General features: G+C 69.2%; 22 protein-coding genes. 12 read left to right on the forward strand and 10 right to left on the reverse strand.

The window, feature by feature from the left end:
- Positions 1-159: 159 nt before the first annotated feature.
- Positions 160-654, forward strand: a complete 495-nt coding sequence (locus ACSMFO_RS04220; RefSeq protein ID WP_436456992.1) for a hypothetical protein — start codon at positions 160-162, stop codon at positions 652-654.
- Here ACSMFO_RS04220 and ACSMFO_RS04225 read toward each other — a convergent pair.
- Positions 651-1,001, reverse strand: coding sequence for a hypothetical protein (locus ACSMFO_RS04225; protein ID WP_436456993.1), 351 nt, complete (start codon positions 999-1,001; stop codon positions 651-653). The two genes, ACSMFO_RS04220 and ACSMFO_RS04225, sit on opposite strands and share 4 nt — an antisense overlap.
- A gap of 72 nt (positions 1,002-1,073) precedes the next feature.
- Here ACSMFO_RS04225 and ACSMFO_RS04230 point away from each other — a divergent pair, with 72 nt between their 5' ends.
- From ACSMFO_RS04230 to ACSMFO_RS04245, 4 genes are read left to right on the forward strand one after another with little or no spacing between them, the layout of a single operon-like run.
- Entirely contained in the window at positions 1,074-1,469 is a 396-nt protein-coding gene (locus ACSMFO_RS04230) for a GntR family transcriptional regulator (RefSeq protein WP_037338426.1), read from the forward strand.
- A complete protein-coding gene (locus tag ACSMFO_RS04235; protein ID WP_436456994.1) occupies positions 1,466-2,473 on the forward strand; it encodes a DUF5808 domain-containing protein in 1,008 nt (335 codons plus the stop codon). Before ACSMFO_RS04230 ends, ACSMFO_RS04235 begins: the two co-directional genes overlap by 4 nt.
- A gap of 27 nt (positions 2,474-2,500) precedes the next feature.
- Positions 2,501-2,722, forward strand: a complete 222-nt coding sequence (locus ACSMFO_RS04240) for a hypothetical protein (RefSeq protein ID WP_436456995.1) — start codon at positions 2,501-2,503, stop codon at positions 2,720-2,722.
- 31 nt (positions 2,723-2,753) lie between these two features.
- Positions 2,754-3,104, forward strand: coding sequence for a DUF5997 family protein (locus tag ACSMFO_RS04245; RefSeq protein WP_084098217.1), 351 nt, complete (start codon positions 2,754-2,756; stop codon positions 3,102-3,104).
- Here ACSMFO_RS04245 and ACSMFO_RS04250 read toward each other — a convergent pair.
- The 6 genes from ACSMFO_RS04250 to ACSMFO_RS04275 form a co-directional block, all read right to left on the reverse strand.
- On the reverse strand, positions 3,101-3,853 hold the full coding sequence (locus tag ACSMFO_RS04250) for a LysR family substrate-binding domain-containing protein (RefSeq protein ID WP_436456996.1): 753 nt from the start codon (positions 3,851-3,853) through the stop codon (positions 3,101-3,103). The genes ACSMFO_RS04245 and ACSMFO_RS04250 overlap by 4 nt on opposite strands.
- Before the next feature lie 526 nt (positions 3,854-4,379).
- Positions 4,380-7,103 carry an AbfB domain-containing protein gene (locus tag ACSMFO_RS04255; RefSeq protein WP_436456997.1) on the reverse strand — a complete coding sequence of 908 codons (2,724 nt, stop codon included), beginning with the start codon at positions 7,101-7,103 and terminating at the stop codon, positions 4,380-4,382.
- Positions 7,104-7,113: 10 nt separating this feature from the next.
- Positions 7,114-8,106: an ABC transporter permease gene (locus ACSMFO_RS04260; RefSeq protein WP_038513096.1), complete on the reverse strand. Its 993-nt coding sequence runs from the start codon at positions 8,104-8,106 to the stop codon at positions 7,114-7,116.
- A complete protein-coding gene (locus tag ACSMFO_RS04265) occupies positions 8,103-9,059 on the reverse strand; it encodes an ABC transporter permease (protein WP_436456998.1) in 957 nt (318 codons plus the stop codon). The genes ACSMFO_RS04260 and ACSMFO_RS04265 overlap by 4 nt, the downstream gene beginning before the upstream one ends.
- 38 nt (positions 9,060-9,097) lie before the next feature.
- A complete protein-coding gene (locus tag ACSMFO_RS04270) occupies positions 9,098-10,570 on the reverse strand; it encodes a sugar ABC transporter ATP-binding protein (protein ID WP_360128931.1) in 1,473 nt (490 codons plus the stop codon).
- 2 nt (positions 10,571-10,572) lie between these two features.
- The gene (locus tag ACSMFO_RS04275; protein ID WP_016334530.1) at positions 10,573-11,640 is read right to left on the reverse strand and encodes an ABC transporter substrate-binding protein; all 1,068 of its coding nucleotides are present in this window, start codon (positions 11,638-11,640) and stop codon (positions 10,573-10,575) included.
- A 161-nt stretch (positions 11,641-11,801) separates the two neighbouring features.
- Here ACSMFO_RS04275 and ACSMFO_RS04280 point away from each other — a divergent pair, with 161 nt between their 5' ends.
- The 5 genes from ACSMFO_RS04280 (at position 11,802) to ACSMFO_RS04300 (ending at position 16,649) form a co-directional block, all read left to right on the forward strand.
- The gene (locus ACSMFO_RS04280; RefSeq protein WP_072027016.1) at positions 11,802-12,800 is read left to right on the forward strand and encodes a LacI family DNA-binding transcriptional regulator; all 999 of its coding nucleotides are present in this window, start codon (positions 11,802-11,804) and stop codon (positions 12,798-12,800) included.
- A gap of 89 nt (positions 12,801-12,889) precedes the next feature.
- Positions 12,890-13,993: a sensor histidine kinase gene (locus ACSMFO_RS04285; protein WP_436456999.1), complete on the forward strand. Its 1,104-nt coding sequence runs from the start codon at positions 12,890-12,892 to the stop codon at positions 13,991-13,993.
- The gene (locus tag ACSMFO_RS04290; protein WP_436457000.1) at positions 13,990-14,631 is read left to right on the forward strand and encodes a response regulator; all 642 of its coding nucleotides are present in this window, start codon (positions 13,990-13,992) and stop codon (positions 14,629-14,631) included. The genes ACSMFO_RS04285 and ACSMFO_RS04290 overlap by 4 nt, the downstream gene beginning before the upstream one ends.
- Positions 14,632-14,880: 249 nt before the next feature.
- Positions 14,881-15,279 carry a hypothetical protein gene (locus ACSMFO_RS04295; protein ID WP_436457001.1) on the forward strand — a complete coding sequence of 133 codons (399 nt, stop codon included), beginning with the start codon at positions 14,881-14,883 and terminating at the stop codon, positions 15,277-15,279.
- 2 nt (positions 15,280-15,281) lie between these two features.
- The gene (locus ACSMFO_RS04300; RefSeq protein ID WP_436457002.1) at positions 15,282-16,649 is read left to right on the forward strand and encodes a GlxA family transcriptional regulator; all 1,368 of its coding nucleotides are present in this window, start codon (positions 15,282-15,284) and stop codon (positions 16,647-16,649) included.
- Here ACSMFO_RS04300 and ACSMFO_RS04305 read toward each other — a convergent pair.
- Complete coding sequence (locus ACSMFO_RS04305) at positions 16,583-17,536, reverse strand: Acg family FMN-binding oxidoreductase (protein ID WP_436457003.1); 954 nt, start codon at positions 17,534-17,536, stop codon at positions 16,583-16,585. The genes ACSMFO_RS04300 and ACSMFO_RS04305 overlap by 67 nt on opposite strands.
- Positions 17,537-17,632: 96 nt before the next feature.
- Positions 17,633-17,992: an antibiotic biosynthesis monooxygenase gene (locus ACSMFO_RS04310; protein ID WP_378415099.1), complete on the reverse strand. Its 360-nt coding sequence runs from the start codon at positions 17,990-17,992 to the stop codon at positions 17,633-17,635.
- 51 nt (positions 17,993-18,043) lie between these two features.
- On the opposite strand from ACSMFO_RS04310, the gene ACSMFO_RS04315 reads away from it, so the two are divergent.
- Together ACSMFO_RS04315 and ACSMFO_RS04320 are read left to right on the forward strand one after the other, a co-directional pair.
- A complete protein-coding gene (locus tag ACSMFO_RS04315) occupies positions 18,044-18,901 on the forward strand; it encodes a DUF1206 domain-containing protein (RefSeq protein ID WP_436457004.1) in 858 nt (285 codons plus the stop codon).
- A gap of 51 nt (positions 18,902-18,952) precedes the next feature.
- Positions 18,953-20,302 (forward strand): DUF2252 domain-containing protein, encoded by a 1,350-nt coding sequence (locus tag ACSMFO_RS04320; protein ID WP_436457005.1) that lies wholly within the window; start codon positions 18,953-18,955, stop codon positions 20,300-20,302.
- An 18-nt stretch (positions 20,303-20,320) separates the two neighbouring features.
- On the opposite strand, the gene ACSMFO_RS04325 is transcribed toward ACSMFO_RS04320, so the two are convergent.
- Complete coding sequence (locus tag ACSMFO_RS04325) at positions 20,321-22,888, reverse strand: FtsX-like permease family protein (RefSeq protein ID WP_436457006.1); 2,568 nt, start codon at positions 22,886-22,888, stop codon at positions 20,321-20,323.
- Positions 22,889-22,892: the final 4 nt, after the last annotated feature.

The following is a 22,892-nucleotide window of genomic DNA, read 5'->3' on the forward strand; positions in this document are numbered from 1 at the left end:
CGAAGATCAGCAGTGCAGGCTCCCGAATCCGGGGTGGTGCTGGCGCTACCCCACGAAAATTTTCGACCGGAATTCGTCCCACCATTGTCCGCGCGGGACGTGGCTGGGCTAAGGTCAGTCCGGTAAGTGGACTAGACCACCCGAGGCCGGGAGGCGACGATGCCCCTCGACGAACAGCAGACCTGGGCACTGCTGCGAGAGCTGGACGAACCCGGCCACTGGGAGGTGCCGCACGACTTCGACGGACCGGCCGCACGGGCCCGGTTCGAGCGGCTGGCCGAACGATTCGAGCGACTGTTCGGCTGTTCCTGCGAAGTCGACCGCCATGTCCAGGACGCCAGCCACCTCGGCCGGATCGTGATCCCGGCGGACGCGACCGCCGCACTGGACCAGGTGACCGTGACGGTCAGCAACTTCGGCGGTCTCGTCGCGGTGACACTGGGAAATCCGGGCAGCTACGACGAAGACGAGGAACGCGAGTTCTTCCCGGCGCAGGTGCGAAGACAGGTCGAAGACGAGCTGGAAGCGCTCGGCTACCTGCCCGTCTCCGAACACCCGCTGTGGACCAAGTACACCGGGATCAGCGGATTCGACGCACTGTATCCGCCGGATCGGCCACCTTCCTGGTGGGACCGGTTCTTCGACTACCTCTAGACGAGCACGCCCACGAGATCCGCCGCGTTCGGCGCGCTGACGAGCACCTCGTCGAAGGGGAGCCCGGCGACCGCGCGATCGATCTCGATCCGCAGCCCCGGCACGCCCCGGCGAGCCGACACCAGCTGGCGCGTCCCCGTCCCCAGCCCCCAGTAACCCACCTTCAGCACTCCGCTGATCAGCACCCCGGCCCGCCCCCCGCGCGTCCGTCGCACGGGCTCTTCGACGAGTTCGACGGCCTTGATCGCCGACGACGACACGAGCACTTCGTCACGCCATACGGCCAGCCGCTCCCAGGACGAGAACCTCACCCGCACTCCGCCATCGGCGATGTCGATCGTCGCCATCATGACCACCTTCCCCTGCATAGCCAGCTGATGTAGTTGTTATAGCAACTGTATAGCAGATATCCTGACCGGGTGTTGCTGACTCTCGACCTCGACAGCGAGGTTCCGATCTACCAGCAGATCCGCGATCGGATCGTCGAAGCCGTCGCCGACGGCACGCTCGCCGAGGGCAGCGCCCTGCCCTCCACCCGTCAGCTCGGCGCCGACCTGGCGATCAACTTCCACACCGTCAACAAGGCCTACGACCTGCTGCGGACCCAGGGGTTCATCCGCATCAACCGCAAGACCGGCGCGGTCGTCCGGCGGGACGCGACCTCCGGTCCGGCGGAGGACGGCTACGCGGACGAGTGGCAGGAGCGCCTGCGCACCCTGCTCGCCGAGGCCGTCGCGCTCGGCGTGGGCCCGCGCGAAGTGACAAGCCGCTGCGAAACGGTGTTGGACTCCTTCGCGGTGAGCGCGCGGCGATGATCTGGCTGTACTTGGCCCTGATCGCGTTCACCGCGGCGGCCTTCGCCTCCGCGCCCGCGCTCGCCCGGCCGACACTCCCCTTCGGCGTCCGGATCCCGGCCCGGCGTTCCGGCGAGGCCGTCGTCCTCCTCGCCCGGCGCCGCTACAACCGGGGTATCGGCGCGGGAGCGATCGTGGCCTGCGTCGTGATTCTCTTCGATTGGCTCACGCCCGAGGTCGTCCTGCTCGTTCTCGCCGGCATCTACTCCCTGCTCGGCTGCCTGGTCCACCGCTCGATCGCCACCGCGAAACGCGAGGAAGGCTGGTATTCCGGCACGCGGCAGGCAGTCGGCACCGACACCTCGCTGCGCTCGGATCCGGTCCGTCCACAGTGGATCCTTCTGGCGCCCGCCGTCGTGCTCGCGGTCGCTGCCGCGGCCGGCGGATGGTTCACCGGGGCGACGGGCTTCTCGATGGTCTTCGCGCAGGTCCTGGTCATCGTGCTGACCTCGCTCATGACCGTCGCGATCTCACGGGCCAGGCCGGAAATCGACGCCGCGCAGCCGTCGGCGTCGGCGTCGCGGTACCGGGAGTATCTGCACGGCGTGCTCGCACTGCTGCTGATCTCGGCGGGCTGCGTCAACGCGACCCTGCTCGTCGTCTCGCTTCAGCTGTGGGGTGTCGTCGATACGACGGTGCCGGTGACGATCGTGGCGTACCTTCCCCTCGCCGCCGCGTTCATCGCGTGGATCGGTTTCACCGTCCGGGCAGGCGACGCCGGGCACCGGTTGCCGCGCGCCGGCGACGAACCGGAGACCCGCTACGAACAACGCGACGACGACCGCCACTGGTACGCGGCCGGGATGGTCTACCTGAACCGGAACGATCCGGCGCTGCTGGTGCACCGGCGGGTCGGGACCTACTGGACGCTCAACCTCGGGCATCCGATCGCGTGGGTCGTCCTCGCCGCAGTCGCCGTGCTCACCGGACTCGGCGTCGTGACCCTCCCGGCGAAGGGCGGCTGACGGTACCCTGGCCGTGGGTGAGGAACCGTGGCCGTTGTGCCGGACTTCGTGGGAAAGCAGGCGCTCGACGCCTGGCTGTCCGGGCACGACGCGGGCCTGTCGCTGCAGGGCCCCGATCCGGACAGCCCGCATCCCCTCCTGAACGGCCTCGTCGTCGCGCAGGTGCCCGCTGCCGAACCTTCTGGAAGACCAGGCCGAGGGCTGATCACCGGGTGTGATCGGCGGTGCCGGGGCCGCTCGTTACCCTGAGGCAATGACGTCGCAGAAAACCCCTCAAACGATGAAGCCCGCGACAGCGGCGAAGAAGCTGGGTGTGTACCTGGAGGCAACCCCGGCGGAGTTCCAGGAGGGTGTCGTCTCCCGCGACGAGCTGAACGCACTGCAGACCGAGCCGCCCGAGTGGCTGCGGGACCTGCGCCGCAACGGTCCGCATCCGCGTCCGGTCATCGCGGCGAAGCTGGGCGTCTCGATCAGCGGTCTGGCACGCGGCGGGATCACCGGCGCCCTCACCACCGAAGAGATCGACGCGGTCAAGAGCGAAAACCCCGACTGGCTGCAGCGGGAGCGCGAGACCCAGGCCGAGGTCCGCAAGGAGGAGGCGCGGCTCAAGGCCGCCCGCACCGAAAGCTAGCCGCGACGACGGGGCTTGCCGCGTTTCCCGCCCTGGGGAGCGCGGCGATTCCCCGACTGCGGCTTCCGGCCGCCGGTCTGGGGACGGTTGCCCTTGACCGGGGCCTTCTTCGCCGGCGTTTGCTTTTCCTGGGCCTGCTGCCGACCGCGCGTGCTGTTGACCGTCCGGCCGCGGACGATCCCGATGAACTGCTCCATCAGATCCGTGGTCTCGTCGTCCGGCCAGGACAGCGCGACCCCGGACTCCGGAGTGCCGGAGATCGGACGATAGGTCAGGTCACGCCGATGGTGCAGCCGCGCGAGCGACTGCGGGACGATCAGGAGCCCGACCCCGGCGGCGACCAGTTCGATGGCGTCCGCGGTGGTGGCAGGCCGCTCCAGCGCGGGCTTCCCCGGCGGCGTGTCCCAGTCCAGCGTGTCGTCGAGCGGGTGCAGCACGATTTCGTCGGCGATGTCGTCGACGGAGACCTCGTCCGCGGCGGCGACCATATGGTCCTTCGGGACCACCACGACCGTCGTCTCGGTGTAGAGCGGGATCGCGTGCAGGCCCTCACGGTCGATCGGGAGCCGCAGCAGGACGGCGTCCACCTCACGCTCCCGGACGAGCCCGACCGCCTCGGCGGCCGTCGTCTGGACGAGCTCGAGCGGGACGTCGGGTGACCGCTCGTCCCAGATCCGGACCCACTTCGAGGGCGTCACGCCGGGGACGTACGCGAGCTTGAAGGAGGCGGGGGCGTCCGGGCCGGTCATGGAGGCAAGGTTACCGGGAGTGGTCACCGCCCTCGTGAGTGGCAAGGACGGTTCTAACCGTCCTTGCCACTCACGAGGGTTGGGCACCTGAAGTACATGAAGGCCCCCCTCCTTGCGCTAGGCGCAGTGAAGGGGTCCTTCATGTACTTGGAGAGGGTGTGAAGGCCCCCTTTCCTCGGCTGATCCGAGGGAAGGGGGCCTTCACGCGCCGCCGCGGTGACTGCTGTGGTTGCTGGTGCAGGTGGGCCGCAGGTGGCGGTCCCTGAAGGTAGTGAAGGCCTCCTTCACTACCTTCAAGGTAGGCAAGGAGGCCTTCACGGACCCGACCCGCGATCAGCCACAGCCAGAGTCCAGTAGGTACTTAAGGTGGCACCGCACTCACGTGATCGAAGACGGAACTCGCGTGATCAGCAGCGGAACACCCCGAGTGCGCCCTCCAAACACGCGAGTCACGTCCCTGATCACGCGAGTCATGCCTCCGCTCACGCCGCGCCTATGTGTCAGTCCGTGCCACGCACGAGATCCACTACGGAGCCCAGGCCGCGGAGACCGCCCACGTGACGTCCTGGTCGTACGAGACCGGGTTGTCGAACGGGTGGCCGCCGCCGCTGGTGGCGACGTAGACCTCCTCGGCGTAGTGCCGCATGTTCGTGCCCAGTTCGTTCACCGACGCCAGCCGCACGCCGCCGGCGCCGGGCTGGGCGCAGAACGTCGCGTCCTTCCGGAACAGGTCGGTGTTGTCGTTCCCGTTCAGCCGCACCCGGAAGTCCGCGTGCCGCAGGAAATTGCCCGGATAGTTCCGCGCCTCCAGCGAGTAGCACGACGGATCCGCGAGACCGCGCCGTACGACGAACGTCGCGTCCGCCTTCAGCAGAGCCGCGCTCCCGGCGTTCACCACGTCCGTCCGCGCGAGGCCGTCACGATGCCGCAGGAAGCGGTCCGTGAAGCCGGGTGTGGTCACCTTGAACGAGCGTGCCTGGTCCAGCGGCAGATCGGCGCCACTACGCCAGAGCGGGATCGTCGCTGCCCACGTCGTGTCCGCCGCGAAGCTCGACGGCGTGTCCCACGGGTTCGGCCCGCCGCTGCGCGCGAGATAGACGGTCGCGGCGTAGTGGCGGATGAAGGCACCGGGCTGGTTGAACGACTCCAGTGCTGTTCCCCCGGCGCCTTCCCTCGCGCAGAACGTCGCGTCCCCGGCGAACTGCGCCGAACCGTCGTTCGCGTCCTTCCGGATCCGCGACGACGCGTGGCGCAGGAAGTGCCCGGGGTAGTTCCGCGACTCGAACGACAGGCACGACGCGTCGGCCAGTCCCTGCCGGGCCCAGAACGTCGCGTCCTTCTTCCCGAGGTCCGCACTGCCTTCACCGAGGACGTCCGTGCGGACGAAATCGTCCTGGTGCCGCAGATAGCGATCCGTGTATCCGGCCGTCGTGACCCGAAGCGACAGGAGTTCGCCCCGGCCGACCTCGGTGCCCTTGGCGATGGCGAGCACCTTCTGGTTGATCTCGCGCACCCGCGCTTCGGACATCTTCAGCACGCGGCGGTCGTAGGTGTAGAAGCCGTTGACCTCGTTCTCGACGTCGTACGGTTCGGTGTAGACCGACGCGGAAAGCCCCCGTCCGTGCACGAACCGCCCGACCTGTTCGGTGATCTCGACGTACCGGTTCGTCAGCGACGTCTCGTCCGGATACAGCGCGCCGTACGCGAAGCCCTTGCCCGGCTCCCATTCGTGCCCGGTGACGCGTCGCCCGAGGCCGCCGTACTCCCCCAGCACCGCGATCCTTCGCGCGTCGGGTTGCCTCGTGCCGATGGAGACCTGGTACGCGTGGTCGTCGATCACGTCGCCGTTGCCCGGATCCGGATCGGACACACAGCAGTTCGATCCCGAGTTGTGGTTGATCAGCCGCGTGTCGTCGATCGAGCGCACCAGATCCACGATGCGACCGGCGTCGTACTCACCCCAGCCTTCGTTGAACGGCACCCACTGCACGATCGAGGTGATGTCCTTGTGCTGCTCGATCATCCGCCGCAGTTCGGATTCGTAGTTCGCGTGCCCGTTCGGGACTTCGTCGATCGAGTCGAGCGACGGCATGTCCTGCCAGACCATCAGCCCCAGTTTGTCGGCGTGGTAGAACCATCGCGCCGGCTCGACCTTGATGTGCTTGCGGACCATGTTGAAGCCCAAGGCCTTCTGGCGTTCGAGGTCGAAGCGCAGCGCCTCGTCGGTCGGCGCGGTGTAGATGCCGTCGGGCCAGTAGCCCTGGTCGAGCGTGCCCAGCTGGAAGACGAACTTGCCGTTGAGCAGCGGCCGCATCACGCCACCGACCATCGCCTTGCCCAGCGAACGCATGCCGAAGTATCCGGTGACGACGTCGCCTCCCGGCAGCCGCACGCGCAGGTCGTAGAGGAACGGGTCGTCGGGCGACCACAGCCGCGCGTTCGGCACCGGGACCCGCAGATGAGACCCGACGGCACCGGTCGCGGTGCCGACCACCTGGCCGCCTGAAAGCACTTCGGCGGTCGCTTGCTGCCCAGGGGTTCCCTGGACGACGAGGTCGAGCGCGCCGCCGGGGACGTCGGGAGTGGTGTCGAGCCGCGTGATGTGCTCGGCCCGGACCGGTTCCAGCCAGACGGTCTGCCAGATCCCCGACGCCGCCGTGTAGAAGATGCCGCTGGGCGACTTGCGCTGCTTCCCCACCGGGTACCGGCTGCCGTCGACCGGCGACGCGACGCCGACGACGATCTCGTTCTCCCCCGCCTTCAGCGCCGGGGTGATGTCGAAGGAGAAGGCGTCGAAACCACCGGTGTGGCTCCCGATCGACGTCCCGTTGACCCAGACCTTGGTCTCCCAGGTGACGGCGCCGAAGTTGAGCTTCACCCGGCGACCGTCCCAAGTGGACGGAACGGTGAACGTCCTCCGGTAGAACATGTTGTCCTCATGCCGTTTGATCCCCGAAAGCATCGACTCGATCGGGTAAGGCACGAGTACGTTTTCGCTCAACGGCCTGCCGATCGGCGGCGAATTCAGGTTCGGCGCGCCGGTGAATCCCCAGGTTCCGTTGAGGTTGAGCCATTCCGGGCGCACCAGCTGCGGGCGCGGGTACTCGGGCAGCGCGTTCGACGGCGAGACCTGGTCCGTCCACGGGGTCGGTAGCGGTACGGGAGCGGCTTGAGCGACGGGAACGAGTGTCGTCGCGGCGGCCAGCAGACCGGCCACGACGCTCAGGGCGCGCGCGGTTCTTCGGTGCATGCGATCTCCCCTATCTCCTGGCGGTCGTGCGCGCCAGTGACCGCTGCAGAACAACGACCACCAGCAGGAACGCACCGCTGACCACCGACTGGTAGTTGCTGTCGAGAGTTCCTATCTGGTTGATGACGTTCTGGATGACCGTTCGGATGCCCACGCCGATGACCGTTCCGAGAATCGTGCCCATCCCGCCGGTCAGCAGGGTGCCGCCGATGACGACGACGGAGATGGCGTCGAGTTCGAGGCCGACGCCGATCACCGTGACACCGGACTGCAGATAGGCCGCGGTCAGCGCGCCCGCGAGCCCGGAAAGTACCCCGCTCATCACGTAGACGGTGACCTTGGTGCGCGCCACCGGCAGCCCCATCAGCTTCGCGGACTGCTCCGAGCCGCCGGTCGCGAACACCGCTTGCCCGAACCGGGTCCGCCGCAACAGGAGCCCGCCGATCAGGCACAGCGCCGCCGCGATGAACACCGGATAGCCGAACCCGAACAGCGTGCCGCGCCCGAGTTCGACGAACGCCTCGCCCTCCGGGATCTTGTACGTCGTCGCGCCCTCGGTGGTGATCGCGAGCAGCAGTCCGCGGGCGAACAGCAGCGACGCCAGCGTGACGATGAACGGCGCCATCCCGGTCTTCGCGACGAGCAACCCGTTGATCAGGCCGATCAGCCCGCATACGGCCAACGGCAGCAGGAGTGCGACAAGGAAGCCCCATTGCGATCCATAGGCGGCGAGGACCCCTCCGAGCGCGTAGACCGAACCCACCGAGAGGTCGATCCCGCCGGTGATGATCACGAACGTCATCCCGAGCGCGATGATCGCGAGGAACGAGCTCTGCAACGCGATGTCGCGCAGGTTGTCCAGGCTGCCGAAACGCGGGAACAGCAGCCACGCGACGGCGACCATGAGCACCAGCGCGATCGCCGCGCCCTGTTTCTGCAGGACCCCGGTCATCAGCTCGCGCCGGGTGGAGTCCTGGGCGGCCATCGTGGGCGCCGCGGTCATCGGCTGCTCCGTTCCCGTGCGACGTACACCGCGCCGACGATGATCGCGGCCTGGATCATCTGCGCGGTCGAATCCGGCAGGTTGTGCTTGATGAGCGTGGCGCGGACGAGCTGCATGAGCAGGACACCCATCACCGTGCCGAGGATGCGGACACGGCCGCCGGTCAACGGGGTGCCGCCGACCACGACCGCGGTGATCGCGGACAGTTCCATCAGCAATCCGGCGTCCGCGGGGTCGCCGGCGCCGAGCCGGGCGGTGGAGAGCACCCCGGCCAACGCCGCCAGCAAGCCGCAGATCGCGTAGACGCCGATGAGGACGCGGTTGACCGGCAGCCCGGCGAGCACGCTGGCCCGCCGGTTGCCGCCGATCGCGACGAGCCGCCTGCCGAACGCCGTCTTCCCGACCAGCGCCGCCACCAGGACCGCCAGGACGGCCGCGATGAGCACGCTCACCGGGATCCCGAGCACCTCGCCGTTGCCGAGCGCGAGGAAATCCGGATCGTGCAACTGGATCAGCCGGCCGTCGGCGAGGACGAGCGCGAGCCCGCGCCCGCCGACGAGCAAGGCGAGTGTCGCCACGATCGGCTGGATCCCGACTTTGGCGACGAGGACCCCGTTCAGCGTCCCCGCGGCCAGCCCCGCCGCGAGCGCGACCGCCACCGCCGGCAGGGTCCCGGCGCCGAGGTACAGCGGGACGAGCGCGGCCGAGAGCGCCATCACCGCGCCCACCGACAGGTCGACGCCTTCGGTGCCGATCACCAGCGCCATCCCGAGCGCGACCACCAGTACCGGCGCGGCCTGGATGAGCTGGGTGCGGAAGTTGCCGACGGTCAGGAAGTTCGCCGTGAAGGCGATGTTGAACAGCACGAGCGCGACGACTGCGACGTACACGCCGTACTCCTGCAGCCACCGCGCCACGCGGGTCCGGTCCACCGTTTTCGCCGTGTCCGTCATGGTGGGTCCCGGTTCCTCCGTTCTCCGCTGGGTACTGGTCATTCCGCGCCACCCGAAGCGATCGCGGCCAGCACGTGGTCCTGCGTAAGCTGCTCCCCCGCGAGTTCCCCGACCACCGCACCGTCCTTGAGCACGACCAGCCGGTCCGCTCCGTCGAGGAGCTCTTCCATCTCCGACGAGATCAGCAGGACGGCGAGCCCTTCTTTCGCGAGTTCGTCGATGAGCGCCTGCACCTCGGCCTTCGCGCCGACGTCGATACCCCGGGTCGGCTCGTCGAGCAGCAGCACCTTCGGCTCGGTGCAGAGCCAGCGGGCCAGCAGCACCTTCTGCTGGTTGCCGCCGGAGAGCTCGGCGACCTTCTGGTCCGGGCTCGACACCTTGATCCGCAGGCGTTTCACGAACGTGTCGACGATCCTGTCCTGCCGGGCCCGGCTGACCAGACCGAAACGGGACAGCTTCGGCAACGCGGCGAGCACGATGTTCTCCCGCACGGAAAGATGCGGGATGATGCCTTCGGTCTTGCGGTCCTCGGCGAGCATGCTGACGCCCGCACGCATCGCGGCCGCCACATTCCCTTGCGGGACTTGCTTTCCCCCGACCAGCACAGTGCCACCGGAGAGCGGCAGGTCGCCGACGATCGCCCGCGCGGTCTCCGTGCGGCCGGAGCCGAGCAGCCCCGCGAGACCGACGATCTCGCCGGGTTTGATCTCCACCGAGACACCGCCCAGCCGGTTGCCGCTGGTGAGGTTCTCCGCGCGCAGCACCGGTTCCCGGCCTGCCTCATGGTCGCCCTCGAAGGCCGTCGCGCCGTGCGAGCGGATGTCGCCGACGCTGCGGCCGAGCATCATCGACACCAGCTCCAGCCGCGGCAGGTCGGCGAGCGGTCCGGTGTGGACACGCCTGCCGTCCCGCAGCACCGTGACGCGTTCGCAGATCCGGTACAGCTCGTCCATGCGGTGGCTGACGTACACGATCGCGATCCCGCGTTCGTGCAGCCTGCCGATGACCTCGAACAGCGTCTCGACCTCACGCGGTTCCAACGAGGACGTCGGCTCGTCCATGATCACGACGTCGGCGTCGACCGACACCGCGCGGGCCAGCGCGACCATCTGCTGGGCGCCGACGCCGAGTGTCCCGAGTGGACGGCGGACGTCGGCGTCGATGCCGTAGTCCGCAAGCAGCGCCGCCGCGTCGGAGTTCATCCGCGCCCAGTCGACCAGCCCGAACCGCTTCCTCGGCTCACGGCCGAGGTACACGTTGCTGGCCACGCTCATCAGCGGGATGAGGTTGACCTCCTGGTAGATCGTGGAGATCGCGCCTCGCGCGTGGATCGTGCCGGAATCCGGCTTGTGCACGCCGGTGAGCACCTTGATCAGCGTCGACTTGCCGGCGCCGTTCTCGCCCACCAGCGCGTGCACCTCGCCCGGTCGCAGCGCGAACGACACGTCGTCGAGCGCGCGCACCCCGGCGAACGTCTTCGTCACGCCTTCGACCTCGAGAACCGGTTCCATCGTCAGTACGCGTTTCCGAGCTTCTGCGCGGCGTTCGCCGAGTCGTACTGGTCGTCGGAGATCACGACGGTCGGCGGGATCTCCTTGCCCGCGGCGAAGTCCTGCAGCGTCGAGAAGGCGAGCGGACCGAAACGCGGGTTGGACTCGATCACCGCGTTGTAGCTGCCGTCGGCGATGAGCTGGACGGCGTTGCGGGTGCCGTCGATCGAGACGATCTTGACGTCCTTGCCCGGCGTCTTGCCCGCGGCCTTGAGCGCGGTGACCGCGCCGATGCCCATCTCGTCGTTCTCGGCGTAGACCGCGGTGATCTCGGGGTTGCTCTGGATGAGCTGCTCCATGACCGCCTGCCCCTTGGAGCGGTCGAACTCGCCGGTCTGCTCGGCGACGACCTGGATGCCCGTGGTCGCGGCGATCTCGTCCTTGAAACCCTTGGTGCGGTCGGTGGTCACGTTGTTGCCGGACGCGCCGAGCAGGATCGCGACCTTGCCGGTGCCGCCGGTGGCCTTCACCATCTCCTGCGCCGCGCGTTTGCCCTGCTCGACGAAGTTCGAGCCGATGAAGGTCAGGTAATCGGCGCACGGCTGCGAGGTCACCTTGCGGTCGATCGTGATGACCGGGACCTTCTTGGCCTTCGCCGCGTCGAGGGCGGGCTGGAGGCCGTCGGAGTTCAGCGGGGCAACGATGAGCAGCTGCGCGCCCCGGTCCAGCAACGACTTGATGTCGCTGACCTGCTTGTTGAGATCGCTCTGCGCGTTGGTGACCAGGAGTTTGTCGTCCGGGACACCGAGTTTCTTCGCTTCGTCCTTGATGGACTGTGTTTCGGCGATCCGGAACGGGTTCGCCTCCTTCTCCGACTGGGAGAAGCCGATGACCGCGTTCTTCACGTCCACCTGCGGGTAGCCGGTCTTCTCGCGGGCGCAGCCCGGCCCCGCGGCCTGGTTCGGCGCCGCCGAAGCGGCGGGACCGGCCCCCGACGGGGCGGATTGCTGGGTCTCACGGCTGGTGCAGGCCGTCAGCGCGAGCGCGAGGCCGGTCACCAGGAGCAGGGTGCGGCGGATGGGCAGGGACATCGATCGCTCCTCGGGGAAGTCGAGTACACGGATCTGCGGTGACCCATGTCACTCGTAGGGACGATGCCAGATTTACATCGTTGGTACAACGTTGTAAATCCGCCGTTCGCGCGGCTAGGCTGTGCCGGATCTGTACCGGAGCACTGCGGAGGGGAGCGAGGGTGGCCACGCTCAAGGACGTCGCCAAGCTTGCGGGCGTCTCGGTCAAGACCGTGTCGAACGTGGTCAACGGCTACGACTTCGTCAAGCCGGAGAACCGCAAACGCGTCGAGGAGGCACTGGCCTCGACCGGGTACCGGCCCAACCTCGGTGCCCGCAACCTCCGCCGCGGGCGCACCGGGTTCCTCGGGCTGATGCTGCCCGAGCTGAGCATCCCGTACTTCGGCGAGCTGGCCGGCCTGGTGCTTCAGGCGGCGCAGGAGCACGAGTGGAACGTCCTCATCGAACAGACCCTCGGCACCAGGGAACGCGAGCGCAACGCGCTGTCCGCACTGGGCCCGCATCTGATCGACGGCGCGATCATCAGCCCGGAGGCGTTGCACACCAACGACTTCGAGGATCTCGCACCCGGTGTCCCGCTGGTGATGCTCGGTGAGCACGTCGTCGACGTCCCGATAGACCACGTCGGTATCGACAACGTCCAGGCCGCCCGGATCGCGGTGCGGCATCTGATCTCGCTCGGCCGCCGCCGGATCGCCGCGATCGGGGCGCATCCGCAGCGCCATACCGCCGCGCAGCGGCTTGAGGGCTACCACTCCGCGCTCGCCGAGGCAGGGCTCGCGCCCATCCCGGAACTGGTCCTGCCCGCGCTGCGGTATCACCGCGCCAACGGCGCCGAAGCGATGGCGCATCTCCTCGCTCTGCCGGAGCCGCCCGACGCCGTCTTCTGCTTCAACGACCTCCTCGCCATCGGCGCCCTTCGCGCCGCGGCCGAACGCGGCGTCCAAGTGCCGTCGGACATGGCGATCGTCGGTTTCGACAACAACGAGGAGAGCGCGTACAGCCTGCCGTCCCTGACGACGATCGCACCGGACAAGGCGGCGATCGCGCGGGCCGCCGTCGATCTCTTACGGCGGCGTATAGCCGGTGGGAGCGACCTCGAACCGGAAGACGTCCAAACCCCCTTCTCGCTCGAAATCCGGAACAGCACGATCGCCTAACCCCGCGTTTAGTCCTCTGAATGCGGTAGTTGCGTGCACAAGGACCGCATTCAGAGGACGAAAAGCGGGAGGCGTGGCATGGTGTGTCCGTGAACCGGGCCCTGGCGGTGCTGACCCTCGTCGCGTACGTGACGTTGCCGCTCGGCTCGGCCAAGTACGAGACGCTCGTGCTGCCGACGCTCCTCGCCGGGCTCGTCTACGCGGCGATAGCGATCGTCGGTTTCCCCTGGGTGCAGAAACACGGACGCGCGTGGGCGATCGCGTACGTCTGCGTTCAGTTACCGCTCGGCTTCACCCTGTTCTCGCTGTCGGGCGCCGCCGTCGGGGCGGTCCTGCTTCTCGTGGTCCTCGTCTGCCACACCGTGTTGCTGCTGCCCTTGCCGGTGGCGTTCGGGGTCGCGGTCGTGATCCCGCTCATCCACCTGCCGATGGCGCCGATGGACGGCCTCCGCGAGGGGCTCGGGACGCTGGCGGTCATGGTCTTCGCCGCCGTGGTGACCGAACTGGTCGTGCGGGAGAAGCGGGCGCGCGAGGAGCTGGCCGAGGCGCACGAACGTCTTCGCGACCACGCCGCCCAGGCCGAACAGCTCGCGACGATCCAGGAGCGCAACCGGCTCGCGCGCGACATCCACGACGGGCTCGGCCATCACCTCACGGTCGTCCAGATGATGTTGCAGGCCGCCCGCGCGGTGATCGGCACCGGCGACACGGAGCGGGCCGACGGGATGCTCGCCAAGGCACAGGATCAGTCGCGCGAGGCGCTGGCGGAGGTCCGGCGGTCGGTGTCGGCGTTGAGGGAGCCGCGCTCCGAGCCGCTCACGGACGCGTTGCGGACGCTGACGGACGAGGCTTCCGCTGCGGGCGTGCCGACCGGGTTCGAAGTCAAGGGCACCGCGAGGGACACCCGCGCCGACGTGGAGGAGTCGCTGTTCCGGGCGGCCCAGGAGGGATTGACCAACGTGCGCAAGCACGCGCGGGCCAAGGCCGCGACCGTGGTGCTCGACTACGCCGTCACCGATCGAGTCCGCCTCGAAGTCCGCGATGACGGTCTCGGGCTCACCGGGGATTCCCCACCGGACAAGGGTTTCGGCCTTATCGGGCTCCGCGAACGGGTCGCCGGCCTCGGCGGCCGGGTCTCGGTCGACTCCACCGAAGGCCAGGGCCTGACACTCACCGTGGAGGTGCCGGGATGACCGTCCGCGTGGTGATCGTCGACGACCAGGCGTTGTTCCGCGAGGCCTTGGCGACCCTGCTGGAAGTCCAGCCTGAGATCGACGTCGTCGGCGAGGCGGCGAACGGCGAGGAGGCCGTGCGGCTCTGCGCCGAACTCCGCCCCGACGTCGCGCTGATGGATCTGCGGATGCCCGTGCTGGACGGAATCGCGGCCACCGCGCGGCTTCGGGCCGAGCAGCCCGGCGTGCGCGTCTTGGCGCTGACGACGTTCGACGACGACGAAGACGTGTTCGCCGCGTTGCGCGCGGGCGCCGTCGGCTATCTGCTCAAGGACGTCTCGTCGACGCGGCTGGTCGAAGCGCTGGTGGCGGCCGAACGGGGCGAATCCGTACTGCAGCCTTCCGTCGCGGCCAAACTCGTCGCGCGGGTGGCCCGGCTCCCCGCCGAGACACCCCGGCCGTCGGCGACGCCGCTTTCGGACCGGGAACTGGAGGTCGTCCGGCTCCTCGCGGACGGCCGCAGCAACCGCGAGATCGCCAAGACGTTGTTCCTCGCCGAGGGCACGGTGAAGAACCTCGTGACGAGTGTCCTGTCCAAGCTCCAGGTGCGGGATCGCACCCAGGCCGCCCTGCGCGCGAAGGAACTCGGCCTGTTCTGAGCGTTGGGTACCTACTCCGGTCGGAAGTCCGTGAAGGCCTCCTTGAGGGACTCTGGGTCCCTCAAGGAGGCCTTCACGGACTGGGCACACTGGGCCCAGCGTGAGTAATGGCGTGACTCGCGTGATCAGGGACGTGACTCGCGTGACTGAACACCGGTCACATGACCTCGCGCATGACTTCCGGCACCTGCCCTCGTGCCCCGCCGCGGCCGAACATTGCTCCCGTCGCAACGACCGAGGGAGCCGGAAATGAACCACACGACAGAACAGAAGACCCGCAAGCAGGCCGTCCTGCGCTTCACCCGCCACGCCGTGGAGATGCTGATCTCGATGGTGGCCGGGATGATCGTCCTCGAGCCGGTCTGGTCGTTCCTGTGGCCGGGCCTCGCCGCGAACGTGACCGCGAACGCGCTGGTGATGGCGACGAACATGTCGCTCGGCATGGCGCTGTGGATGCGGATCCGGCGCCACGGCTGGGCTTCGATCGCGGAGATGTCGGCCGCGATGTACGTGCCCTATCTGCTGTTCCTGCCGTTCTTCTGGACCGGCCTGATCTCGGGATCGACCCTGATGACGGCCGGGCACGTGCTGATGGTGCCCGCGATGCTCGCCGCCATGTTCCGCCGCCGCGCCGAGTACGGAGCCTGACCATGCGATCCTTCGTCCGTGTCACGCTGACCGTGCTGGCGTTCACCGTCGCCGCACTCGCACTGCCGGTCACGCTGGGCGCCGTCACGCTCAGCGCCAGCTTCGAGAACCGCTACACGCAGAGAACCGACGGGGTCGCGCCGCCGCCGACACCCAAGGCACACGATCCCGCCAAGCCGACCGCGGTGGTCGTCGTCGGGAACGAGGGCGCCGTCGTCTCCGACGCGCTCGCACCGTACGAGGTCCTGGCGGCGTCCGGCGCGTTCAACGTCTACACCGTCGCGCCGCAGGCGCGGCCGGTCACCTTGACCGGCGGTCTCGATCTCAGCCCGGACCTCGGTTTCGCCGATCTCGACCGCCTGCTGTCGTCGAAAGCCCCGGACGTCGTGGTGGTACCCGCGTTGCCGGATCTCGGCGAGCCGACCACGCGGCCGGTGACCGAGTGGCTGAAGCGGCAGTCGTCGCGGGGCTCGCTGCTCATGAGCGTCTGCAACGGTTCGGGCGTCCTCGCCTCGGCCGGGCTCCTCGACGGGCGGAAGGCCACCGCGCACTGGATCCGCATCGGCGGGTTCGACGACGAATTCCCCTCCGTGGACTGGATCCGCGGCACGCGCTACGTCGACGACGGGAACATCGTGACCACGGCAGGCATCCTCTCCGGGATCGACGGGGCGCTCCACGTCACCGAGCGCTTCGCCGGCACCGAGACCGCCCGGAAGGCGGCCGAAGCCGTCGGCTGGACCCACTACTCCCCCGGTTCGAGCCGGCCGATGACGCAGAACAGCTTCGACGCGGCGGACACCGTCGTCGGGTTCAACACCGCGTTCCGGTGGGACAAGCCGATGCTGGGGGTCCTGCTGACTCCCGGGGTCCGGGAGCTCGAACTCGCCGCGGTGTTCGACACCTACGGCCAGTCGCTAGCGGTCGAAACGACGGCCGTCGGTCTCGACGGCTCGCCGATCCGGTCCCGGCACGGACTGACCTTCGTCCCACGCGGCACGCCGACGGCTGAAGACCGGCTCGTCGTGCCCGGCGCGGAGGCCGCCGCGGGTCACGCCGCCGATCGGTACTCCGCGCTCTCACCGGTGTACCTGCACGCCGGGCCCGGGTTCCCGTTCGACGCCGTGCTCGAAGACCTGGTGCGCACCACCGACACCGCGACCACGCGGTGGACGGCCAGGACCTTGGAGTACGAGACGGGGCATCTCGCGCTGGACGGCGAGGCGTGGCCTTGGACGATCACGCTGCGCCCGTTCGGGCTGGCCGTCCTCGGGCTGCTCGTGGCCTTCGGGATCCGAGCCCTCTACCGCATGATCCGGAGGACGTCGCCGACCGGGCGGCGAGGGGTGGTGGACCCCGGGAAGCCGTAACCCAGGCGGAAAACGGCCTGCGGGTGCGCGTTCTCGCCGAGCAGCGACCGGAGGACGGCGCGAGCGGACGGGATCTCCATGGGCTGCGAGTAGAACGACGCGCTGAGGCCGAGCGAAGTCGCCGTCAGCAACGCCCGCTGCATCGCCCGTCCGGCCCGGATCTGGGCGAGCGGCCCGTCGGTCGGTGTCGTCAGCACCGCGACGACCGGATCGCGTTCGAACTCCCGGGCCTGCTCGCTCTCCCCGTGATGCCGGACGGGCAGCAGGCCGCCCGACGGACGCGGTCCGCCCGCGTAGGCCGGGACGCCGTCGTTGCCCCCGCTTTCCCTGGTCCACGCCCGGAGTTCCGCCTGGAAGCGGTCGTCGAGGGTCTGCAGGTGATCCGCCCGCCGGATGAGTCCCGCGACGGCCTCCAGCAGACCCACCTCGTCGAGCAGGACCAGTTTCGCGCCCTCGTCCCCGGCGGCCCGCCGCACCGCGTGCCGGGCTCCGGTGGGCACCGGGGTCGAGGCGAACGGCCGCCGGTTGCTGTACCGCACGCGGATCGACGCCGCCAGCCGCTGCTCCGCCGCGCTCGCCCGGTGCCGGGGCCCGATCCCCACCCTGGCCAGCAGTTCCGGCCGGTCCTTCTCCGGCAGGAACTCCACGTCGCAGGACCGCCCCGCGACGGCGATCGCGAGTTCGAGGTTCAGCAACGCCGCGCCGCAGGACAACCGCGCTTCCCGGCGGTCCGGGTCGCAGACCTCGAGTACGCGATCCTCGTCGAGGACTACGCCGATGACGTCCGATCCGACTTCGAAGAGCCACGGCTGGGTGTTGTGGGGTGACGGTGCCCGGACGGCGGCCTCCAGCGCGGCGGTGACGACCGGTGCTTCGGTGAGGATCATCGCGGCTCCCTAGCCCGTGGAGGTCACCTCAGCCTTTCGCGCGGGAGCCGGGGCCGGAAGTGGCCGTGGTCCTTTCCGGATCGGGACCTTCGGCCCTCAGTCAGCTGCCCGCGGGCCGGGGCCGGTCTCCCGGACGACGCGGTAACGGGGGTTCGCGCTCACCCGCGACTCGACCTCGCCGGGCAGGCCGTCGAGCGCCGCCTGGATGGCCGCGAGCCGGCCCTCGGTGTCGGACGTCTCCTCGAAATGCCGGTAGTCCGCCTCGCTCGCCCAGCTGACCAGGTTGACGACCCGCGTCCCGTCCACGCTCGCGTGGAACCGGGCCGAAACGTAGCCCGGGTAGAACCGCACCCAGCGGTCCTGGATCTCGGCGAAGGCCTCCACCAACGCCGCCTGGGTCTCCGGCCCGTCGACCGCGTACTCGATGATCGAGTAGAAACCCTTGTCCTCACTCATGTTCACTCCTCGAAAGCCGATGATGAAACCCAGCCTTCACCCTCGACCTCGGTGGAGATCAAGAGTGACCTGCCCGACATTTCGGGCACATTGCTCCGGCCGGGCCTGGTGGGCGGACGTCGGCTCGGCGAGGATCGCCCGATGCGCGACAGCAAGACGTTCGGCCTCATCGCCCGGGGCGGGCTGGTCTGCTACGCGGTCGTGCACCTGCTCGTCGCTTGGCTCGCGGCACAGGTCGCGCTCGGCGACCACGCGAAAGCCGACAAAGCGGGCGCCCTGCAGCTGGTCGTCGCCGAAGGAGGCGCGTGGCTGCTGTGGCTGATCGCGGCCGGTCTCGCCGTGCTGGCGATGTGGCAGCTCGGCGAGGCGATCGCCGGGCACCGGCACGTGAAGACGCGGCGGCGGACCGTGCGCAGGATCGTCAGCGGGATCGAAGTCGTGCTCTACGGCCTCGTCTCCTACAGCGCGGTGAAGATCGCCCTCGCGGGCGCCGACGACGGTCAAGGCTCCCTCGTGGCCGGGATCCTCGCGGAGTCCTACGGACCTGTCTTGGTCACTCTCGCCGGTGTCACCGTCGTGGCGGTGGCGGTGTTCCTCGCCCAGCGCGGATTCCGGAAGACCTTCGTGCGGGAGCTCGATTTCGGCGGTGCGACCGGGACGGCCAGGACCGTGACGATCCGGCTCGGGCAGATCGGCTGGATCGCGCTCTCCGCCGCGTACGGCACCATCGGCGTGCTGACGGTCGTCGCCGCGGTCACCTTCGACCCGGCCAAGGCGAGCGGCCTCGACGCCGCGTTGAAGACGCTCTCCGCTCAGCCGTACGGCGGTCCGATGCTCCTCGCGCTCGCGGCGGGCATCGCCGCGTTCGGCGCCTTCGCGCTACTGGACGCGCGTTTCCGCAAGATCTGATCTGCCCGGCGAAGCGACCTGTGGCACCGTGAACGACGTCGGGAGGTCGTGATGGCAGGTGTGGTCGAGTCGATCCGCGAGCAGGGCGAGGACGCTCGTCAGGCGCGGATCGTCGAGGTGCTGGTGGAGGCCTTCGAAGATCTCATGCGCGCGGACGCCGACGCGTTCCGCCGCAAGTTCCGCAAGATGGCCGCCGCCCCGTTCGCCTTCTACCGGGGCTCGGCGTGCCTGTTCTACGCGGACATGGCGCACGAGGACGATCCGTGGTCGAACGCCGAGACCGGCCGCGTGTGGATCCAGGGCGATCTGCACGCCGAGAACTTCGGCAGCTACATGGATTCGTCCGGGACGTTGGTGTTCGACGTCAACGACTTCGACGAGGCCTATCTCGGCTGCTTCACCTGGGATCTCAAACGGCTGGCCGCCAGTGTCGCGCTGCTGGCGTGGAGCAAGGCGATCTCCGACGACGACATCGAGACGCTGATCGGCACCTATCTGCGCGCCTACGTCAAACAGGTCCGCGAGTACGCCGAGCGACCCGGCGACGAACTCGTCCGGCTCCAGCTGGACAGCACCGAGGGTGTCCTGCACAACGTCCTGCTCAGGGCCCGGCTCAAAACCCGGATCGATCTGCTCGACGAGCTGACCACCGTGGAGGACTACGACCGCAGGTTCCGGCACGGGCCGGGCGTCCGCGTCCTCGACCAGGCCGAACGCGAAATCGCGATCCAGGCCTTCGAGTCCTATTTGGACACCATCCCGGAGAACAAGCGGTTCGGCAGCATCACCTACCGGGTCAAGGACATCGTCGGCCGGACCGGATTCGGGATCGGCTCCGCCGGGCTGCCCGCGTACAACATCCTCGTCGAAGGCCGGACGCAGGCGCTCGAGAACGACGTCGTCCTGTCGATGAAACAGGGGAACGTCGCGGCGCCGAGCCGCATCGTCGCCGAGGAGCGCATCCGCGGCTACTTCACCAACGAGGGGCATCGCACCGCCGTCTCCCAGCGCGCGTTGCAGGCGCACGCGGACCCGTGGCTCGGGTACACGGAGATCGACGGGACCGGGTTCGTCGTCTCGGAGTTGTCGCCCTACGTCGACGATCTGGACTGGTCTGAGCTGACCGAGCCGTCGGAGATGGGGCCGGTCCTCGACTATCTCGGCCGTGCCACCGCGAAGATGCACTGTGTGTCCGATTCGGACTCCGAGCAGACGCTGGTCGATTTCCAGAGCGAAGAGGCCATCGCCGGGGTCATCGGCGACCGCGAGGACGAGTTCGTCCGCACGCTGACCGAGTTCGGGATGGCCTACGCCGAGCAGTCACGGGACGACCACCGGTTGTTCGTGGACGCCTTCCGCGGCGGGAAGATCCCCGCCGTCCGGCCCGCCGCGGAGGGCTGACCGGACGACAGGGATCGGCTATTCGCGGAGACCGATGGCCTCGATCGGCTTCGACCGCAGCGCCACGCGAGTGGCGAGGCCGAGCGAGACCAGGCCGAGCAGGATCGCCCCGGCGATGACCCCGCCGAAGACGGTGACCGTGCCCGACGGCAGCGGTGTCCCGCGCAGGCCGAGGTTCAGCAGCATCAGGGGGATCCCCGCCACCACGGTGCCCAGCAGGGCCGCGACGCCGACCGTCGCCAGTGCTTCGAACCGCATCATCCGCACCACCTGGCGTTTCGTCGTGCCGATCAGGCGCAGCAGCGCGAACTCCCGCGAGCGCTGCGCCGTGCTCATCACCAGCGTGTTCGCCACCGAGATCACGACGTAGCCGAGGATCACCCCGACGGCGACCAGGTTCACGTAGAACTGGGCGTCCTGCTGCCCGTTCGCGGGTGCGGCCACCGCCGATCCCGGTGTCACGGCCAGCCCCGGATACCGGACCGCGAGTTCGTTCAGCGCGGCGGTCACAGCGGCGGAATCCGCATCGGGTTGCTGCCGCACCAGCACCGAATCGTCCATCCGGTCGCCGGTGTGCGCCCTCGCGAGATCGGCGGGCAGCACGTAACGGCCGAAGGCCTGCTCACGGGTGTAGGTGGCGACCAGCCGCAGCTTCGCCGGAGCACCGTCACCGAAGAAGAACTCGACCTCGTCGCCGACCTTCTTCTCGTACCAGTCGGCTTCCGATTCGCTCATCGCCACGGTGTTCCCGGTCAGGTCGGTGATCTTGCCCGACACGACGCCCGGATCGACGTTCCCGCGGACCTGCGCGCCGTCCAGTCCCTGCGCCGCGTACCGCTCGACGCGCAGTTTGTCCTGCTCCTGCACGGTGTTCAGCACCTCGGTGCGCACCACGGGCGTCGCGGCGGAGACACCGGGGACACGCCGTGCCGCCTCGGCGACCTCCGGGGACAGCCCGCCGGTACCACTGGCGAGCACGTAGTCGGCCGTGGTCGACTCGACGGTCTCCTCCTGGCGAGCCGCGGCCGCCGAGGTCTGGCTGTAGAACATCGTCAGCGCGAACGAGACCGCCAGCATCACCGGCGTCACCGCGGCCGCCAGCCGTCGAGAATTGGCCTGGCTGTTCGCGGCGGCCAGGTAGCCGCTGATCCGCGAAGTCCGGTTCAGCACCGGGCCGACCAGCCGCGTCATGAGGGCGACCACCTTCGGGCCGAGCACGCCCAGCCCGATCACGATCACCAGCGCCGAACTGCCCGAAGCCGCCAATCCCGCCTCACCGCGCACGAAGATCGGGACCATCGCCCCGGCGAGACCGGTCACCACCAGCGCGCAGCCGACGATGAGGCGCACCCGGCCGAGTTCGCGCCGCTCCACCGCGGCCTCGCCGAGTGCCTCCACCGGGCGAATCGACGACGGCCGCCGCGAAGCCGACCAGGCGGCCAACCGCGCCGTGCCCAGGCCCAGCACCAGCGCGGCGACGAGCGGGATCGGGCTGATCGCCAGTTCGAAGTCCGGCGGGATCACTCCGATGGCACCGAAGGCGTTCCGCAGGCCGAAGCCCACCGCGACCCCGAGACCGCTGCCCAGGACCCCCGCGACCGAGGCGACGATCATCGTCTCGGCGCCGATGAGCTTGCGGATCTGCTGCGGTGTCGCCGCGATCGCCCGCAGCAGGGCGAACTCCCGGCGGCGCTGGTTGATGACGAGCGCCAGGGTGCTGGCCACGACGAACACCGCGATGAGGAGCGCGAACCCGCCGAACGATCCCGCGAGCGCCATCAGCAGCATCCGGGTCTGGCTGACGTCGAGGAACTCGACCGTGCTGCGCTCGACCCCGGTCGCCACCGTCACCTTGTCGCCGACCGCGGCGCTGATCTTCTCGGCGAGGTCGCCCGGCGTGACACCCGGCTCCGCCAGCACGCCGATCGCGTGCGCCTGTCCGGGGATCCCGGCGAGTTCGGTGGCCTTCTCCGGCGAGAAGAACAGCGCGGACTGCCGGGTGAGGCCGTCGCCCGTCTTCGGGGCGGCGATCCCGGAGACCCGGAACTCGACCGGTGTCGAGCGGACGGCGATCTTCACCCGCTGCCCGACCGACACGCCGCTCCGTGACGCGAGGTCCGCGTCCAGGACCACCTCCTCGGCACCGGCGGGCGCACGGCCGTCGCGCAAGGAGAACGGCGCCAGCACGGCGGCGTCCCAGTTGTGGCCGAGCGACTGGCCGCCTTCCGGCCCGTTCAACGGCCGGCCGTCGGCGGTCACCACGGTGGCCGGGAAGCTCTGCTCCGCCACGACACCACGTACGCCGGGCACCGCGGTGATCGCACCGGTGAGCGTCACCGGCACCGTCGCCTGCTCGGCCACCTGCTGGCCGTCGAGCGCGCCGGTCCCGGGCGGTGCGACCGTCTGCCCGCCGCCCACGACGACCGCCGCGTCGGCGTACCGCTGGGTGGGGACACCGGCGCGCAGACCGGATTCCATCAGGACGCCGCAGCCGGCGACCAGCGCCGTCCCGCACAGGATCGCGACGAATGCACCGACGAAACCGCTCAGGCGGGTCTTCGTCGTCTGCCAGGCCAAATCCCACATGACG

The sequence above is a fragment of the Amycolatopsis sp. w19 genome (genome assembly GCF_051373225.1).
In the GTDB taxonomy this organism is placed as follows: domain Bacteria; phylum Actinomycetota; class Actinomycetes; order Mycobacteriales; family Pseudonocardiaceae; genus Amycolatopsis; species Amycolatopsis japonica.